The following is a 17122-nucleotide window of genomic DNA, read 5'->3' on the forward strand; positions in this document are numbered from 1 at the left end:
CCTTCCTGGCCGTCACCTCGCACCGCAAGACCTCCTTCCGGCCTCGTGAAGTCGAAGTAAATCAAGATAACAACCCAGATCAAGGGAAAGCTCAAGTTCAAGGGCCTGGGCAACGTGTGGCGAATCGCTGCGCTCTCGCGGGTTTATAAGGGCGGTACAGCGCGTCAGCGCCAGAATTTGCATTGGCAGTCCCGGCCTCTTCGCGGGGCAAGTCCGCTCCCACAGGATAGAGTCGCTCGTTCGGTCATCGGAGATCCTGTGGGAGCGGGCTTGCCCCGCGAAAGGGCCCGAATATCCACCACCATTGCCACTATCGAAGATAACGCCAGCCCAGGCACCACCCTAACTTGGCGACCTCAGGAGGCCGAACGGAGGTCTTGCGAAGCGAGGTGACGGCCATGGATGGCCGGCAAGGGCTGCGGGCCAGGAAGGCCCGTACAGCGCGGTCCTCGCGGGAGCAAGACCGGAGTGAGGGAACCCGCAGCGCAGCGGAGGGCCGTATGTGGGAGCCGGCGGTTTTTGGTTACTTTTTTCCAAGAAAAAAAGTGACCCGCCGTAAGGGCGGAAGGGGCCATAAGCGCCACCACATCGAACGGATAAGCCCCAAAAAGCCCAACGCATCCACACCGAACACACGCAAAAAACATGGGCATCACGCAGCCGGCGTGGGAGCGGCCTGGCCTGGGCGCCGGACCGGTGCGGGGGCCAGGTCAGCCGCTACAGGTCAGTAGTCGAACCGATCCACAGCCCGCCGCCGCTCATTATCATCACGTCGGTCATACGCCGCAGTGGTCTGGATATTGGCATGGTGCGCCAGCTTCTGGGCAATCGACAGGTCATGCTCTTCGATTACCCGGGTAATGAACGCCCGACGGAAATCATGCGGCATGATCTTCACCCCCACCTGTGCGCCCCGCTGCCGCGCGATGTAGTAGATGGCATGCTTGGTGATGCGCGCCCGGGTGATGTGATTGCCGCGACGGATGCGGTTGAACAGGAACTCATCATCAGCCTCACCCTCGCCCAGCTGCGCACGGCGCAGGTCCAGCCACGCCTGCAGCTTCTCGAACGCCCAGGCCGGTGCGTACTTGACCAACTGCCGGTTGCCCTTGCCCACCACTTGCAGGCTACGCCCCGCGAAATCCACCTGCGCCAGGTCGATGTCCACCGACTCCGACTTGCGCATACCCGTGCCGTACAACAGCGCAATGATCGCCGCATCACGCACGCCTTGGGGCCGCGGGTCGGCGGCACAGACCTCCATCAGCTCACGGATCAGGCTGCGGCGCAGGTTGCGCCCGGGCGGTAGTCGCGTGCCGGTCGCCGGCTTGACCTCGCGGATGCGCAGCAACTGCTCGTGATCGATCAGGCCCTGGCGCCAGGCCTCGTTCATCACCCCGCGCACCGCGTTGACATACAGCGACGAGGTATTGGGCGCGTAGTCGTCACTGCGCAGGGCTGCCACCAGGCCGATGACGTGGCCGGGCTCGAGCCGGTGCCATGGCACATCGGCGATGTCGCAGTCGACGAAGCCCAGACGGTCAGCGGCATCCTGGAGGATGTAGCGCATGGTCAACTGGCTGGAAGGCGCCAGACGCGCCAGGTACTGCAGCAGGGGCTTGTGCAGGAGGTCGGACAAAACGTGAATCCTATTACTGTGAAGCGCGTCACTCGGACCCGGTCAGATGGACAACTGAAAGCAACCCTCAGCCAGACCCGATGCGTTGCCATCATCCTGATATACAAGACTTTTCTGAATGGCGTGGGCAGGAATGGTACCGCAAACAGGCTTCGCCTGCTGTGCAGCCCGTCCAACTCCGCGCCCAACCGATGGTCTAGAGTGCAACCCAGACCCGCCCGCAACGAGGCCCCATGGCTTTCCACCGGCTGACCCGCACCCATCCCCGCTTGAGCATCGCCACCCTCGCCGGCGTCATTGGCGGCTGGCTGATACCCGCCGACGACCTGATCCAGCACCTGCTCGCCGGCTGGAACCTGGGCGTCTGGCTGTATCTGCTGCTGGTCGCCTGGCTGACATGCACGGCCACCCCGACCAAGGTGCGCAAGGTGGCCCAGGTCGAAGACGAAAACGCCGGCCTCGTGCTGTTCACCGTGTGCATCGCAGCCATCGCCAGCCTCGCCGCCGTGGTACTGGAGCTTGGCGCCAGCCCTGACCTACAGGGCGCTGCGCTGGCCATGCATTACCTCTATACCGTGTTCACCGTGGCAGGCTCATGGCTGATGATCGGCTGCATCTTCAGTCTGCATTACGCCCGCCTGTTCTATACCCACACAGGGACGGAGCCACCCCTGCGCTTCGCCGAAGGCGAACGCAACCCGGACTACTGGGACTTCCACTACTTCTCCTTCACCCTCAACGTGGCGGTACAGACCTCCGACGTCGGCGTCGCCAGCCGCGCCCTGCGCCGGGTAGTCCTGGCCCACTCGCTGGTCGGCTTCGTATTCAACACGGCCATCATCGGCATCACCATCAATATCGCCGCCGGGTTGCTGGGCTGATGAGTAGCTCCCTACCGTTGATCTGAAAGCGCCGCCGCCGAAAACGTTTGCGTTCGCCAACCCGCGCTGTGCACGCCCTGGCCCGCTGTGACCGGTGTCATGCATTGGCACATTTGTCATATTTTCTGCGAGACACTGCCAAGGCAGATGCTATCGTTACAGTCCAACGGCCCAATGCGCCGCCCCACGATCACCGCGTTCCGCTACAAGGAAAGGAGGCTGGCATGAACAAGATGACGTTCCCCAACGCCTGCCAGGTGATGCGTTGGCACTTCCACCCCTTGGGCTTCGAGGCCAGCATGGATGCCCCGCGCAGCATGATCGCCCGCCTCTTCGACCGCGCCACCGGTGAAACGGTATTGGCCATCGCCGGCATCCCCTGCGCAGCGATCATGGCCGCGGCCGACGTCGAACGCATCATCGAAGCGGTCGAGGATGAAATGGCGGCATTCGTGCCGTTGTTTACCCTGCGCGATGCGGTCTAGCTTAGGAAGTGTCTGAAGACAATTCCTACAGCCACTTCTGATTCTCATCCAGCCTATTGCTGCCCTGGTAAACCAGCCTCTAGATTCGTTCGACACTAGCAGGCAGGCGAATCCTGATGACGCTCAAAACATGCATCTGCGCAGATAAGCTTCAAGCTGCCCTCGACTTACCCGACCTCACCGAAAGCGTTGCCAACCCACACGCCATCAATCTCCTCCTCAACGAAATACTCGAGCACCTTGGCAACAAGGGATGGCCACAGGCCGAGCTTGTCAGCGGGCCACGTGTCGTAACCGCTGAGGAAAACTACGGTCTGCTCGGCTATACGGCGGATGAAGTCACGCTCGGCAGTGCACACACCCGCTGGGTGACCGAGCACACCCTGCTGCGCACCCAGACCACCAGCCGCATTCCTGTTGCCCTGCAGCAGGCTGCCGGGCAGCGGCGTGCAGGTGAACGCCTGTTGCTCGCCGCGCCGGGTATCACCTTCAGGCGTGACTCACGTGACAACTGGCACTGCGCAGAGCCCCACCAGATGGATATCTGGGTCCTGTGCGACAGCGCCGAGGCAACCGTGGATCTCCTGCTGCGCCTGGTGGGCGACATCCTCCAATGCGCCGTGCCAGATCTGGACTGGGTGCACTCGGTGAGCCCTCACCACTACACGGAGGACGGCATCGAAGTGAACATGCTGCTGGGCGAACGGGCGGTCGAAGTCCTTGAATGCGGACGGATCGCTCCCTCGTTGTTGCGGCGTCTCGGCATCGACCCCGAACAGCACGGCGGCCTGGCGCTCGGTATGGGGCTGGATCGCCTGGTGATGTTGCGCAAGGGCATCCCCGACATTCGCCTGTTGAGGGATGCACACCCCAAGGTGCAAGCCCAGATGCACGACCTGTCACCTTGGAGTGCGATCTCGCGCCTGCCTTCGACGCGGCGCGACATGTCGCTGGCATTGACCTGCGATCAGACCGAAGAGGCCATCACCGAAAAGCTCCTCGCCGCAGCCGGCGCGAGGGCCAATTGGATCGAGGAAGTGGTGATCAAGGGGCGTTGGCCGGGTGACAGCCTGCCAGAACTGGCCAGGCAGAGACTGGGGTTACTGCCCGGGCAGGAGAACGTATTGCTGGGCATCGTTCTGCGCGACAGCTCTCGCTCGATCACCGCGCCGGAAGCCAATCAGCTCTACGAAGACCTCCAGGTTGCCCTGCACGAGGGCACGCCTGGCGGTGGCTACCGTCTCAACTGCTGATGGCCTCTTCCGGCGCTGCGCCACCCCGCGCCTGTTGCAGGTCGAGCATGAACTGCTCGGCCGGCACCGGCCGGCCCATCAGGTAGCCCTGCAACGAATCGCAGCCCAGCCGGGTGAGGAAGTCCTGCTGGCGATCGGTCTCGACGCCTTCGGCGACGATGCGCAGGCCCAGGGCCTGGCCGAGGGCAACGATGGCCGAGACGATCGCCGCGTCATCGCTGTCATGCTCCAGGTCGCGGACGAAGCCGCGGTCGATCTTCAGTTCGTTGGCCGGCAGGCGCTTGAGGTACATCAGGCTCGAGTAGCCCGTACCGAAGTCGTCGATGGAGATGTCCACGCCCATGTCGGAAAGCTTCTGCAGCACCGTCAGGCTGGCATCGGCGTCGCGCATGGCAGTGGTCTCGGTGATTTCCAGGGTCAGCCGGTTGGCGGGCAGACGATTGCTCTGCAAGGCCCTGGCAACGCTGTCGACCAGGCCGGCGTGGCAGAACTGGATGGCCGAGAGGTTGACCGCGATCCGCCAGTCGCCATGGCCCTGCTCGACCCACTCGCGCATCTGCCGGCACGCTTCATCCAGCACCCACTCGCCGATGGGGATGATCAGGCCGGTCTTCTCGGCCAGGCTGATGAACCGGTCGGGCAGCAGCAGGCCGTGTTGCGGGTGCTCCCAGCGCAGCAAGGCTTCGGCACCGATAGGCTGGCGCAGCGCGGCGTCGAACTTGGGCTGGTAATGCAGGCAGAACTGGCCTTCCTCGACCGCCGTGCGCAGGTCCTGGAGCAGTTGCAGCTGCTGGCGGGCGTTGCTGTTCATCGATACGTCGAAGAAGCTGTAGCCGTTCTTGCCGCCATTCTTGGCGTGGTACATCGCCGCGTCGGCGTTGCGCAGCAGCTCCAGCTGGTCCAGGCCATTGCCGGGATAGAGCACGATACCCAGGCTGGCGGTCAGTTGCAGGTCATGCTCGGCAATGCGGAATGGCCGCGAGACCAGGTTGACCTGCTTGACCGCCACGTCCATGGCGTCTTCCAGCGCCTGCAGCTCGACCAGCAGGACAAACTCGTCGCCACCGATTCGCGCCAGGGTGTCCTGGCTGTGCAGATGGCCGCGCAGGCGCGTGGCCACGGCTTTGAGCAACTGGTCGCCGACATGGTGGCCAAAGGCGTCGTTGACCGGTTTGAAGCCATCCAGGTCGATGAACATCAGGGCGAAACAACCGCCCTGCTCCGCCACCTTGCCGATCGCCTGGTCGATGCGGTCGGCGAGCAAGGTGCGGTTGGGCAAGCCGGTCAGCGTGTCGTGCAGGGCCAGTTGGGTCAGCTCCTGGTTGGCCAGCGTCAGCGAGCGCGCCAGCTCGGCGGTGCGCGCCTCCAGGCGCGCATCGAGCACCGAGGTCAGCAGCGCCACCGAGAGCACCGCCAGGGTCGTGATCAGCACCACGTAGTCCAGGCCATCGCCGCTCAGGCCGCCGTCCAGCGCGCCGCAAAAACTGCCCTCGGGGAAGTTCGCCGCCGCCATGCCGGTGTAGTGCATGCCGACGATGGCGATGCCCATCAGCACCGCCGCCGCGCCGCGGATCTGCCGCACATAGGGGGTGTGCTGGCGCAGCCGGAAGGCGATCCACAATGCCGCCGCCGAGGCGCCCACGGCGATCGCCAGCGAGCTGCCGAACAGCGTCGGGTCGTAATCGATGCCCGGCTGCATGCGCAGGGCCGCCATGCCCATGTAGTGCATGCTGCTGATGCCCGCACCCATGATCAGCGCGCCGAAGGCCAGTTGCAGCACCGGCAAGGTGGGCTGGGCGATCAGCCACAGGGCAAAGCCTGACGACAAGACTGCGATCAACAGCGACAGCGCGGTCAGCGTCAGGTCATAGCCGAGGTTGATCGGCAGGCTGAAGGCGAGCATGCCGATGAAGTGCATCGACCAGATGCCGACGCCCATGGCCAGCGCCCCGCCGCTCATCCACAGGAATACCGCCCGCCCCTTGGCCGTGGCGATTCGCCCGGTCAGGTCGAGGGCCGTATAGGACGCGAGGATGGCCACGCACAGCGAGATCAACACCAGCGAGGAGGAGTAGCTACCGATCAGCATGTCGACTTCCAGCAGCGGGCCATCAAAGTCCCGGGCAAAAGCCGATGATTGTACTCAAGCTTTGGCGAAACGCACGGGGTTTTGCTGAATGAAAATGGATCCAATTTTAGTGAACAGTGCGCCTGCTGTCAGTGTTCGCTGAAGATCCTGGGGCCGCCCTGCGGCCCATCGCAGGGCAAGCCAGCGCCCACGTGGGCTGGCTTACGCAGCACGGTGCTTGGCGATGGGGCGCTGAGGCACCCCGAAGCCGCATCACTCCTGCTCGGCAAACGCCTGCTGGGTATCCCAGCCACCGCCCAACGCCGCGATCAACTGCACGCTGGCCACCAGCCGCCCCTGCAGCAGGGTCAGCACGCTGCGTTCGTTGCTAAGCGCAGTGGTCTGCACGTTGACCACATCCAGGTAGCCGATCAGCCCGGCGCGGTACTGGTTCTCGGTCAAGCGCAGCGACTCGCGCGCAGCGTCCAGGGCTTCCTGGCGCACCACGGCTTCATCGCCGTACACCTTGAGCTGGACCAGGTAGTTCTCGACTTCTTTGAAGCCATCGAGCACGGCCTGGCGATACTGCGCCACGGTCTGGTCGTAGACTGCCACGGTGCGGTCGACCTCGGCGCTGCGCTTGCCGGCATCGAACAGGGTCAGCGCCAGTGACGGCCCCACCGACCAGAAGCGGTTGGGCAGCTCGACCCAATTGCTGAAACTGCTGCTGGAGTAACCGCCGGTCATGCTCAGGCTGAGGTCGGGGAAGTACGCGGCACGGGCCACGCCGATGGTCGAGTTGGCGGCCATCACCTTGCGCTCGGCCGAGGCGATGTCCGGGCGCCGCTCGAGCAGTTGCGACGGCAACGCCACCGGGATCTGCGGCAAGGCCGGGATCGACTGGCTGTCAGCCAGGGCGAAATTGGCCGGGGCCTTGCCCATCAGCACGGCAATGGCGTTCTCGTACTGCGCGCGTTGCCAGATCAGGTCGATCAGGTCGGCCTGGGTGCTCTTCAGCTGAGTGCGCGCCTGGGCCACTGCATCCGGCCCGGACACCCCGGCGCGGTACTGGTTTTCAGTCATTTTCAACGAGCGCTGGTACGCGGCCACGGTGGCCTCGAGCAAGCGCTTCTGTTCGTCGATCACGCGCAGTTGCAGGTAGTTCTGCACCAGCTCGGACTGCAGGCTCAGGCGAATCGCCGCGAGGTCGGCAAAGCTTGCCTCGGCGCTGGCTTCGTCAGCATTGAGGGTCTCGCGCAGCTTGCCCCACAGGTCGATTTCCCAACTCACGCCGAGTTGCGTGTTGTAGGTGTTGCGGATGCCGCTGCTGTTGTTCGACAGGCTCGAACTGCTGCTGCCGGTGCCCTGTGCCGAACGGGTCTTGCCGGCCGACAGCTCGAGGCTGGGGAACAGCGAAGCACGGCTGCTGCGGATCAGCGCCGTGGCCTGGCGGTATTGCGCCTCGTACTGGGCCACCGTCTGGTTGCTACGGTTGAGCTCCTCGACCAGGGCGTTGAGCCCGGCGTCGCCGTACAGCTCCCACCACGCCCCGCGGGCAATCGCGTCGGACGGCTTGGCCTGGGTCCAGCCTTCGGCCTGCTTGAACTGCGCCGGGGTACTCATTTCTGGCCGATGGTAGTCCGGGCTCAGGCTACAGGCGCTGAGCATCAAGGCGCACAGGCTGGCGCCGAGCAGTCGTGAGCCGCGACCACGGCCCAACGGCTGCAGGGCACGGTGAAGTGGAGTCAGGGCAAAGTTCATAGCGGAGTATCCAGGGCAGCGTCGGTGCGCACACCGCGCCAACGGTTGAATCGATGGCGCAGGTGGTCGAGGTAGAGGTAGACCACGGGCGTCGTATAAAGGGTCAGGACCTGGCTGAAGACCAGGCCGCCAATGATCGTCAGGCCCAGCGGCTGGCGCATCTCGGCGCCTTCGGCGTTGCTCAGCAGCAAGGGCAGCGCGCCGAGGATGGCGGCGATCGTGGTCATCAGGATCGGCCGCAGGCGCAGCAGGCAGGCACGGCGGATCGACTCCTCCGGGCTGAGGCCCTCGTGGCGCTCCAGTTGCAAGGCCAGGTCGATCATCAGAATGGCGTTCTTCTTCACCACACCGATCAGCAGGAACAAGCCCAGCAGCGAGATCAGGCTGAACTCGCCGCCGGTCACGTACATCGCCAGCAACGCCCCGACCCCGGCCGACGGCAGGGTCGAGAGAATGGTCAGCGGGTGAATGTAGCTTTCATACAGGATGCCCAGCACCAGGTACACCAGCACCAGGGCGCCGAGGATCATCAACGGCTGGCCTTCCTGGGTCTTGGTGAAGGCATCGGCGGTGCCGCCGAGCTTGGCGATGACCTCTTCGGGCAGGCCGAGCCTGGCCACCGAGCGCTCGACCGCGGCCATGGCCTGGTCGGGGCTGTAGCCCTCGGCCACGTCGAAGGCGATGTCTTCGGAGGCGAACTGGCCTTCGTGGCTGACGCGGTCATTGGCCAGGCTGTTCTCGTAGCGGGCGAAGGCCGAGAGCGGCACACGGGCACCGTCTGCGGTAATCACCTGGACCTGCTCCAGGGTGCTGGGGTCCCAGGCGTACTTGGGGTTGATCTCCAACACCACCTGGTACTGGTTGAGGCTGTCGTAGATGGTCGAGATCTGCCGCTGGCTGTAGGCGTTGTTGAGCACCGAAGTGACCATGTCCATGTCGATGCCCAGGCGCTTGGCCTGGTCACGGTCGACCACCAGCGTCACTTGCTGGGTACCGGCGCCGTCACGGGCGTCGATGGCGGTCAGCTCAGGCAACGCGCGCAAGGCCGCGGTGACCTTCGGGAACCACTCGCGCAGTGCCGCCAGGTCGCCGCTTTGCAGGGTGTACAGGTACTGCGAACTGCTCTGGTCACGGCCACCGCCGCCCAGTTGCAGGTCCTGGTCGGCCATCAGGAACAGCCGCCCACCGGGCACCTTGGGCATCTCCTTGCGCAGGCGTTCGATGACCTGCTGGGCGTTGAGCTTGCGCTCGGCGATCGGCTTGAGGCGGACAATGACCATGGCGTTGTTGGTGCCGCTGTTGCCGCCAATGAAGCCAGCCACGCTCTGCACCGCCGGGTCGGCGAGCAGCGCACGGCGGTAGATTTCCATCTTCGGCTGCATCACCGTGAACGACAGGCCATCGTCACCCCGGACAAAGCCCATCAGCTGGCCGGTGTCCTGCTGCGGCATGAGGGTCTTGGGCACCACCACGTAAAGCGCGACGTTGACGCCGATGGTCACCAGCAGGCTGACCAGGGTCAGGCGCCGGTGGCGCAGCACCCAGCCCAGGCTGCGGTCATAACCGCCGACCATGCGCTGGTGAAGCCGGTCGCTCCAGCGCTGCAGGCGGTTCTGCTCCTGCTGGTGAGGTTTCAGCCAGCGCGCACAGAGCATCGGCGTCAACGTCAGCGACACCACCAGGGAGACGATGATCGCGGCCGCCAGGGTGATCGAGAACTCCTGGAACAGGCTTCGGACGATGCCGCCCATGAACAGGATCGAGACGAACACCGCCACCAGCGAGACGTTCATCGAGAGCAAGGTGAAGCCGACTTCCTTGGCGCCGATGAACGCCGCGCGCATGGGCGGCACGCCCTTCTCGATGTGCCGGGAAATGTTCTCCAGAACCACGATGGCGTCGTCCACCACCAGCCCGGTGGCGAGGATCAGCGCCATCAACGACAGGTTGTTGAGGGAGAACCCGCACAGGTACATGATCGCGAAGGTGCCCACCAGCGACACCGGTACGGCGAGGCTCGGGATCAGCGAAGCGCGGAAGTTGCCGAGGAACAGGTAGACCACCAGGATCACCAGCACCACGGCGATCAGCAGGGTGTGTTCGGCTTCCTTCAAGGTCGCCTTGATCACCGGCGAGCGGTCCATGGCGATGTTCAGTTTGACACTCGCCGGCATCAACGACTGCAGCGCCGGCAGCTGCGCCTTGATCTGCTCGACGGTCTCGATGATGTTGGCGTTGTTCTGCCGGTTGACCACCAGCAACACTGCGCTCTCGTCGTTGAAGAAGCCGCTGTTGTAGCGGTTCTCGACGCTGTCGATGACCGTCGCCACATCGGACAGGCGCAGTATCGAGCCGTCGGTCTGGCGGATCACCAGCGGCTCGTAGTCCTTGGCCTTTTCCAGCTGGTCATTGGCGCGCACTTGCCAGCTGCGCTCGGCATCCTCGACAAAGCCCATCGGCCGGCGCTGGTTGGCGTTGGCCACCGCGGTGCGCACTTCGTCGAGCGACAGCGCGTACTGGTTGAGCAGCTGCGGTTCCAGCGAGATGCGCACCGCCGGCAGCGAGCTGCCGCCGATCTGCACTTCCCCTACCCCGCTGACCTGGGCCAGGCTCTGCGACAGGATGGTGTCGGCCAGGTCGTACAGCTGGCCTTTCTGCAGCACGTCCGAGGTCAGCGACAGGACCATGATCGGCGCCTGCGACGGGTTGATCTTCTTGTACGTGGGCATGCTGCGCATGCCGCTCGGCAGCAGGTTGCGGGTGGCGTTGATCGCCGCCTGCACTTCGCGCGCGGCGCCGTCGACGTCGCGCCCTTGCTCGAAGCCGATGATCACCCGGGTCGAGCCCTGGTTGGAACTGCTGGTGAGCGTGGTGACACCGGCGATGGCGCCGAGCTTGCGCTCCAGCGGCGTGGCCACGGTCGAGGCCATCACTTCGGGGCTGGCGCCAGACAGGTTGGCCGACACCACGATGACCGGGAAGTCCATCTGCGGCAGCGGCGCCACCGGCAACAGGCCGAAGCTGACGCCGCCCAGCAGCATGATCGCCAGGCTCAGCAGCAGGGTCGCTACGGGCCGGCGAATGAACGGTCCGGACAGGTTCATGCCTCGGCCTGCTTGGCGTCAGTGGCCGGGCGCCAGCGCCGCGCCAGGCGGTCGAAGTACAGGTAGATCACCGGCGTGGTGAACAGCGTCAGCACCTGGCTGACCAGCAGCCCGCCGACCATCACCAGGCCCAGCGGCTGGCGCAGCTCGGCGCCGGAGCCGCTGGCGAGCATCAGTGGCACGGCGCCGAACAGTGCGGCCAGGGTGGTCATCAGGATCGGCCGGAAGCGCAGCAGCGCGGCCTGGTAGATCGCATCGTGCGGGCTCATGCCCTGGTTGCGCTCGGCCTCGAGGGCGAAGTCGATCATCATGATCGCGTTCTTCTTGACGATACCGATCAGCAGAATGATGCCGATGATCGCGATCATGCCCAGGTCGTTGCCACTGAGGATCAGCGCCAGCAAGGCGCCGACCGCCGCCGAGGGCAAGGTGGAGAGGATGGTCACCGGGTGCACGTAGCTCTCGTAGAGCACGCCGAGCACGATGTACATGGTCACCACTGCCGCCAGGATCAACAGCAATGTGCTCGACAGCGACGCCTGGAAGGCTTCGGCGGCGCCCTGGAAGCGGGTCTGCACACCGACCGGCATGCCGATCTCCTGCTGCACCTGCTCGATGGCCTGCACCGCCTCGCCCAGGGCGACGCCGTGGGCCAGGTTGAACGACATCATCACCGCCGGGAACTGGCCGATATGCGAGATCGCCAGCTGTGCCTGACGCTGCTCGATGCGCGCCAGCGCCGACAGGCGCACCTGGCCGCCGTCGGTGGCTTTGACGTGGATCGACTCCAGCGCGGCCGGGCCGATGCTGGCAGCGGCCTGCGACTGCAACACCACCCGGTACTGGCTGGCCTGGGTGTAGATGGTCGAGATCTGCCGTTGGCCAAAGGCGTCATACAGCGCGTTGGTGATCTGCGAAACGTTGATCCCCAGGCGGCTGGCCATGTCGCGGTCGATCACCAGGTACACCTGCAGGCCTTTGTCCTGCAGGTCGCTGGCCACGTCCCTGAGCTCCGGGCGCTGCTGCAAGGCCTGCACCAGCTTGCCGCTCCACGCTGACAACAGGTCGGCGTCGGGCGAAGACAGGCTGAACTGGTACTGGGTGCGGCTGACCCGGTCTTCGATGCTCAGGTCCTGCACCGGCTGCATGAACAGGCGGATGCCGACCAGCCTGTCGAGCTGTGGCTGCAGGCGGCTGATCACCTCGCTGGCGGTGACATCCCGCTCGCCGTGGGGCTTGAGGTTGATCAGCAGGCGGCCACTGTTGAGCGTGGCGTTGTCGCCATCGACGCCGATGTAGGACGACAGGCTCTGCACCGCCGGGTCCTGCAGGATGACCTTGCTCAGCGACTGCTGGCGCTCGCTCATGGCCGCGAACGAGGTCGATTGCGGGGCTTCGGAGATGCCCTGGATGACGCCGGTGTCCTGCACCGGGAAGAAGCCCTTGGGCACCGCCATGTACAGCACCACGGTCAGCACCATGGTGCCGACCGCCACCAGCAGGGTCAGCGGCTGATGCCGCAGGACCCACTGCAGGCCGCGGCCGTAGTGCTCGATCATCCAGTCGATCCAGGCGCCGCTGGCACGGTAGAAGCGGCCCTGCTCCTCTGGCTTGGGCTCGCGCTTGAGCAGGCGTGCGCACATCATCGGGGTCAGGGTCAGCGACACCACCAGCGAAATCAGGATCGCCACCGCCAGGGTGATGGCGAATTCGCGGAACAGCCGGCCGACCACATCGGCCATGAACAGCAGCGGGATCAGTACCGCGATCAGCGAGAAGGTCAGCGAGATCAGCGTGAAGCCGATCTGCCGGGCGCCCTTGAGCGCGGCCTGCATCGGCGTTTCGCCTTCTTCGATGTGCCGGGAAATGTTCTCCAGCATGACGATCGCATCGTCCACCACGAAGCCGGTGGCGATGGTCAGCGCCATCAACGTCAGGTTGTTGATCGAGAAGCCGGCCAGGTACATCACACCGAAGGTACCGATCAGCGACAGCGGCACGGCGATCGACGGAATGATCGTGGCGCTCACGCGGCGCAGGAACAGGAACGTCACCAGCACCACCAGGACGATGGCGATCAGCAGCTCATGCTGGACGTCGGTGACGGCGGCGCGGATGGTCTGGGTGCGATCAGTGAGCACCATCACGTCGAGGCCGGCCGGCAGGTTGTCGGTGATCGACGGCAGCAGTTGCTTGATCCGGTCGACCACTTCGATGACGTTGGCACCCGGCTGGCGCTGGATGTTCAGCAGCACCGCCTGGTTCTCGTTGGCCCAGGCCGCCAGGCGCTCGTTTTCGGCGCCGTCGACGATTTCGGCGACGTCCTTCAGGCGCAACGGCGCACCGTTGGTGTAGGCCAAGATGAGGTTGGCGTATTCCTCGGGCGAACGCAGCTGGTCGTTGGCGTCGAGCATCGACACCCGGGTCGGGCCGTCGAAGTTGCCTTTCGGCTGGTTGACGTTGGACGCACCGACCAGGGTGCGCACGTCTTCAAGGTTGAGGCCGTTGGCCGCCAGGGCGTCGACGTTGACCTTGATCCGCAACGCCTGGCGCTGGCCGCCGGCAATGCTGACCATGCCCACGCCGCTGATCTGCGCGAGCTTCTGCGCCACCCGGGTATCGACCAGGTCGTTGAGCTTGGGCAGCGGCATGGTCTTGGATGAGATGGCCAGGGTCAGCACCGGGGTGTCGGCCGGGTTGACCTTGTTGTACACCGGGGGCGCCGGCAGGTCGCTGGGCAGCAGGTTGCTGGCGGCGTTGATCGCGGCCTGCACCTGTTGCTCGGCGACGTCCATGTTCATGTCCAGGCTGAAGCGCAGGGTCAGCACCGACGCCCCGCCCGAGCTGGTCGAGGCCATCTGGGTCAGGCCCGGCATCTGGCCGAACTGGCGCTCCAGCGGCGCGGTGACCGCGCTGGTCATCACCTGCGGGCTGGCGCCAGGGTACAGAGTCATGACCCGGATGGTCGGGTAATCGACCTGCGGCAAGGCCGCGACCGGCAGCAGTTTGTAGGCGATCAGGCCGGCCAGGACGATGGCCAGCATGCTCAGCGTGGTGGCGACCGGGCGGAGAATGAACAGGCGCGAGAGGTTCATGCGCCCGCCTTGCCCGGCGTGCCTGCTTCGATCGAACCCTTGCTGTCCTGGCCTTGCAGGTGCTGGCCGGGGGTGGTCGGCACTTGCGAGCTGTCTTCGACCACGTCCACGGCGGTGCCTTCGCGCAGGCGGTCAGTGCCTTCCAGCACCAACCGGTCGCCGGCCGCCAGGCCTTCGAGAATCACGCTGTTCTGGCCATCGCTGGCGCCGACCTTGAGCTTGCGCACGCTGACCTTGTTGTCGGCGTTGACCACATAGGCAAAGGTGCCGTCGTTGCCGAACTGGATCGCCGCGGCCGGGGCCATCACCACGTTCTTGAGGGTGTCGGCGAGCAGGCGCACGTTGACGAACTGGTTGGGGAACAGCGCCTGGTCCTTGTTTTCGAAGCGGCCCTTGAACTTCAGGGTGCCGGTGGTGGTGTCGATCTGGTTGTCGAGGCTGCCGAGCACACCGCTGGACTGCAGCTTGCTGTCGCTACGGTCCCAGGCTTCGACCGGCAAGGCCGCGCCGCTGCGGTAGCGCTCGAGCACGGTGGTCAGCTCGGTTTCCGGCAGGGTGAAGGCGACGCTGATCGGCTCGGTCTGGGTGATCACCACCAGCGCGGTGGTGTCGTTGGCCGCGACCAGGTTGCCCAGGTCGAGCTGGCGCAGGCCGACGCGGCCGTTGATCGGCGCACGGATCTGGGTGAATTCGAGGTTCAGGCGGGCATCGCTGACGGCGGCCTGGTTGGTCTGCACCAGGCCCTGGAACTGTGCGACCTGGGCGACGGCGGTGTCGAGCGTCTGCTTGGCGATGCTGTCTTCGGCATACAGGCCTTTATAGCGGGCGACGTCGACCTGGGCGTTTTTCAGCTGCGCCTGGTTCTGTGCCAGGGTGCCTTCGGCCTGCTGCAGGGCGATGCGGTAGCTGCGCGGGTCTATTTCGGCCAGCAGGTCGCCGGCCTTGACGGTCTGGCCTTCCTTGAAGTGGATCTTGACCAGTTCACCGGCCACGCGGCTGCGCACGTTGACCGTGTTGTTCGCCGTGACCGTGCCCAGGGCCTTGTAATACAGCGGGAAGTCGCCGACGCGCACTGGCTCGACGCGCACGGGTACCGCTTCGGTCGAACCGCCAAAACCTGGGCGACCATTCTTGCCCATGCGCCCGGTCTGTTCCTTGTGAGCCGACGCGGCGGGCCACAGCCACCAGGCCAACAGGGCCACCAGTAGCAGGATCAGCAGGCCGATGAGCCAGCGACGAGGGGAGCGGGAGACGGAAGCTTGCATGGGTTGAACAGACCTTGTTCGGAAACGGCGACTTGGGGAGGGTGAACGATAAGCACTGATATCGATTAAGCAAAGGGCATTTACCAGCCATTTACCTTTGGCTGACGATGCTAAAACGATGAACTTTAAATGAAAAAGGCCTGGAACAGGGTCCAGGCCGTTACAGCGTGTTGCATCGGGGCCAGTGCTCGGCCTTTCGCGGGTTCAACGCAATCCCTGTGGGAGCGGGTTTACCCGCGAAGGGCTGCAGAGCAGCCCCCTTCAGCTATTACTTCAAGACAGCCAGAACAGCCTCGTAGTTCGGCTCTTCGGCGATTTCGCCGACCAGCTCGCTGTGCAGCACTTTATCGTTCTCGTCCAGGACCACGACGGCACGGGCAGCCAGGCCGGTCAGCGGGCCGTCAGCAATGGCCACGCCGTAGGTTTCGAGGAACTCGCGACCGCGCAGGGTCGACAGGTTCTGGACGTTTTCCAGGCCTTCGGCGCCGCAGAAGCGCGCTTGGGCGAACGGCAGGTCAGCCGAGACGCACAGCACGACGGTGTTGGCCAGGTCGTTGGCCTGGGCGTTGAACTTGCGCACCGAGGTGGCGCAGGTCGGGGTGTCGACGCTTGGGAAGATGTTCAGCACCTTGCGCTTGCCGGCGTAGTCCTTGAGCGACTTGTCGGAGAGGTCTGCAGCGACCAGCGAGAAGGCCGGAGCCTGGGCGCCAGCTTGCGGCAGGTTGCCTTTGACCTGTACCGGGTTGCCTTTGAGGGTCACTTGAGCCATGAGCGGAATCCTTATGCGGGGTGTTTGAAAAGGACACTGAGTTAAGCATGAAGAGGGCGGCAAGCCTATGGGTATGATGGAAATTGTTCTATTGCCAGACAGGTTTTGTGGACAAAGAAAGGGGCTTTACCGGTTATTGGGATAGTTGCCGGGGGTGGGGCGTTTTGGGTGTCGGGCTTATCCGGTTGATGGGGGGCTGCTGCTGGCCCCTTCCGCCCTTACGGCGGGTCACTTTTGGCAAACGCCCCAAAAGTAACCAAAAGGTCTTGGCTCCTGCATCCGGCCCTCCGCTGCGCTGCGGGTTCCCTCACTCCGGCCTTGCTCCCGCGAGGACCGGGCTGTACGGGCCTTCCTGGCCCGCAGCCCTTGCCGGCCTTCCTGGCCGTCACCTCGCTTCGCAAGACCTCCGTTCGGCCTCCTGAAGTCGCTGTAGATCAAGATCACGAGCCAGATCAAAAGCCAGATCAAGGGCCAGGGCAGCGGCTGGCGAATCGCTGCGCTCTCGCTTGTTTATAAGGGCGGTACAGCGCGTCAGCGCCAGAATTTGCATTGGCAGTTCCTTCTTGCTGTTGCTGCTGCAACCCGCGGCCAGTACGGCCAGGGTCAGCACTGCTGCTTGTTTCCAACCGATCACGTCAAGCGTCCCCTTTGGCCAGGTCATCGAGCTTCAGTTGCAGGCCACCGACCGCGGCTTCATCAGACAGCGCGGCCTTGGCTTTTTCGTATGCACTCTGTGCATCAGCGGCGCGACCCAGCTGTACCAGCAGGTCGACCTTGAGCTCTTCACGGCTGGCCTGGAACG

Annotated in this window: 12 protein-coding genes; 3 read left to right on the forward strand and 9 right to left on the reverse strand. The window is 64.6% G+C overall.

Going from position 1 to position 17122, the window contains the following annotated elements; all coding sequences use genetic code 11:
• Positions 1 to 724 precede the first annotated feature (724 nt).
• Positions 725 to 1639 carry a site-specific integrase gene (locus CCOS865_RS15380; RefSeq protein WP_119142306.1) on the reverse strand — a complete coding sequence of 305 codons (915 nt, stop codon included), beginning with the start codon at positions 1637 to 1639 and terminating at the stop codon, positions 725 to 727.
• Between the two features lie 233 nt (positions 1640 to 1872).
• Here CCOS865_RS15380 and CCOS865_RS15385 point away from each other — a divergent pair, with 233 nt between their 5' ends.
• From CCOS865_RS15385 to srmL, 3 genes are all read left to right on the forward strand, one after another.
• Positions 1873 to 2520 (forward strand): DUF1345 domain-containing protein, encoded by a 648-nt coding sequence (locus CCOS865_RS15385; protein ID WP_119142308.1) that lies wholly within the window; start codon positions 1873 to 1875, stop codon positions 2518 to 2520.
• A 224-nt stretch (positions 2521 to 2744) separates the two neighbouring features.
• Entirely contained in the window at positions 2745 to 3005 is a 261-nt protein-coding gene (locus CCOS865_RS15390) for a DUF1652 domain-containing protein (RefSeq protein ID WP_119142310.1), read from the forward strand.
• Between the two features lie 116 nt (positions 3006 to 3121).
• Positions 3122 to 4258 carry a PheS-related mystery ligase SrmL gene (gene srmL, locus CCOS865_RS15395; RefSeq protein WP_119142312.1) on the forward strand — a complete coding sequence of 379 codons (1137 nt, stop codon included), beginning with the start codon at positions 3122 to 3124 and terminating at the stop codon, positions 4256 to 4258.
• Here srmL and CCOS865_RS15400 read toward each other — a convergent pair.
• From CCOS865_RS15400 to CCOS865_RS15435, 8 genes are all read right to left on the reverse strand, one after another.
• Entirely contained in the window at positions 4248 to 6347 is a 2100-nt protein-coding gene (locus CCOS865_RS15400) for a putative bifunctional diguanylate cyclase/phosphodiesterase (protein ID WP_119142314.1), read from the reverse strand. The genes srmL and CCOS865_RS15400 overlap by 11 nt on opposite strands.
• Positions 6348 to 6599: 252 nt before the next feature.
• A complete protein-coding gene (locus CCOS865_RS15405; protein WP_119142316.1) occupies positions 6600 to 8087 on the reverse strand; it encodes an efflux transporter outer membrane subunit in 1488 nt (495 codons plus the stop codon).
• On the reverse strand, positions 8084 to 11191 hold the full coding sequence (locus CCOS865_RS15410; RefSeq protein ID WP_119142318.1) for an efflux RND transporter permease subunit: 3108 nt from the start codon (positions 11189 to 11191) through the stop codon (positions 8084 to 8086). Before CCOS865_RS15410 ends, CCOS865_RS15405 begins: the two co-directional genes overlap by 4 nt.
• Complete coding sequence (locus CCOS865_RS15415) at positions 11188 to 14286, reverse strand: MdtB/MuxB family multidrug efflux RND transporter permease subunit (RefSeq protein ID WP_119142320.1); 3099 nt, start codon at positions 14284 to 14286, stop codon at positions 11188 to 11190. The genes CCOS865_RS15410 and CCOS865_RS15415 overlap by 4 nt, the downstream gene beginning before the upstream one ends.
• Complete coding sequence (locus CCOS865_RS15420; protein ID WP_119142322.1) at positions 14283 to 15551, reverse strand: MdtA/MuxA family multidrug efflux RND transporter periplasmic adaptor subunit; 1269 nt, start codon at positions 15549 to 15551, stop codon at positions 14283 to 14285. Before CCOS865_RS15420 ends, CCOS865_RS15415 begins: the two co-directional genes overlap by 4 nt.
• Before the next feature lie 268 nt (positions 15552 to 15819).
• Positions 15820 to 16320 (reverse strand): thiol peroxidase, encoded by a 501-nt coding sequence (gene tpx, locus CCOS865_RS15425; RefSeq protein ID WP_119142324.1) that lies wholly within the window; start codon positions 16318 to 16320, stop codon positions 15820 to 15822.
• Positions 16321 to 16705: 385 nt separating this feature from the next.
• Complete coding sequence (locus CCOS865_RS15430; protein WP_119142326.1) at positions 16706 to 16981, reverse strand: hypothetical protein; 276 nt, start codon at positions 16979 to 16981, stop codon at positions 16706 to 16708.
• A partial coding sequence (locus tag CCOS865_RS15435) for a tetratricopeptide repeat protein (RefSeq protein ID WP_147406516.1) occupies positions 16956 to 17122 on the reverse strand: 167 nt, incomplete at its 5' end. The genes CCOS865_RS15430 and CCOS865_RS15435, both read right to left, overlap by 26 nt.

The sequence above is a fragment of the Pseudomonas reidholzensis genome, from assembly GCF_900536025.1.
In the GTDB taxonomy this organism is placed as follows: Bacteria; Pseudomonadota; Gammaproteobacteria; order Pseudomonadales; family Pseudomonadaceae; genus Aquipseudomonas; species Aquipseudomonas reidholzensis.

Excerpts from the sequence above, each read along its gene's own strand:
- CCOS865_RS15385 (WP_119142308.1), top strand. The coding sequence starts at position 1,873 with ATGGCTTTCCACCGGCTGACCCGCACCCATCCCCGCTTGAGCATCGCC.
- CCOS865_RS15390 (WP_119142310.1), top strand. The coding sequence starts at position 2,745 with ATGAACAAGATGACGTTCCCCAACGCCTGCCAGGTGATGCGTTGGCAC.
- srmL (WP_119142312.1), top strand. The coding sequence starts at position 3,122 with ATGACGCTCAAAACATGCATCTGCGCAGATAAGCTTCAAGCTGCCCTC.
- CCOS865_RS15400 (WP_119142314.1), bottom strand. The coding sequence starts at position 6,347 with ATGCTGATCGGTAGCTACTCCTCCTCGCTGGTGTTGATCTCGCTGTGC.
- CCOS865_RS15405 (WP_119142316.1), bottom strand. The coding sequence starts at position 8,087 with ATGAACTTTGCCCTGACTCCACTTCACCGTGCCCTGCAGCCGTTGGGC.
- CCOS865_RS15410 (WP_119142318.1), bottom strand. The coding sequence starts at position 11,191 with ATGAACCTGTCCGGACCGTTCATTCGCCGGCCCGTAGCGACCCTGCTG.
- CCOS865_RS15415 (WP_119142320.1), bottom strand. The coding sequence starts at position 14,286 with ATGAACCTCTCGCGCCTGTTCATTCTCCGCCCGGTCGCCACCACGCTG.
- CCOS865_RS15420 (WP_119142322.1), bottom strand. The coding sequence starts at position 15,551 with ATGCAAGCTTCCGTCTCCCGCTCCCCTCGTCGCTGGCTCATCGGCCTG.
- tpx (WP_119142324.1), bottom strand. The coding sequence starts at position 16,320 with ATGGCTCAAGTGACCCTCAAAGGCAACCCGGTACAGGTCAAAGGCAAC.
- CCOS865_RS15430 (WP_119142326.1), bottom strand. The coding sequence starts at position 16,981 with ATGACCTGGCCAAAGGGGACGCTTGACGTGATCGGTTGGAAACAAGCA.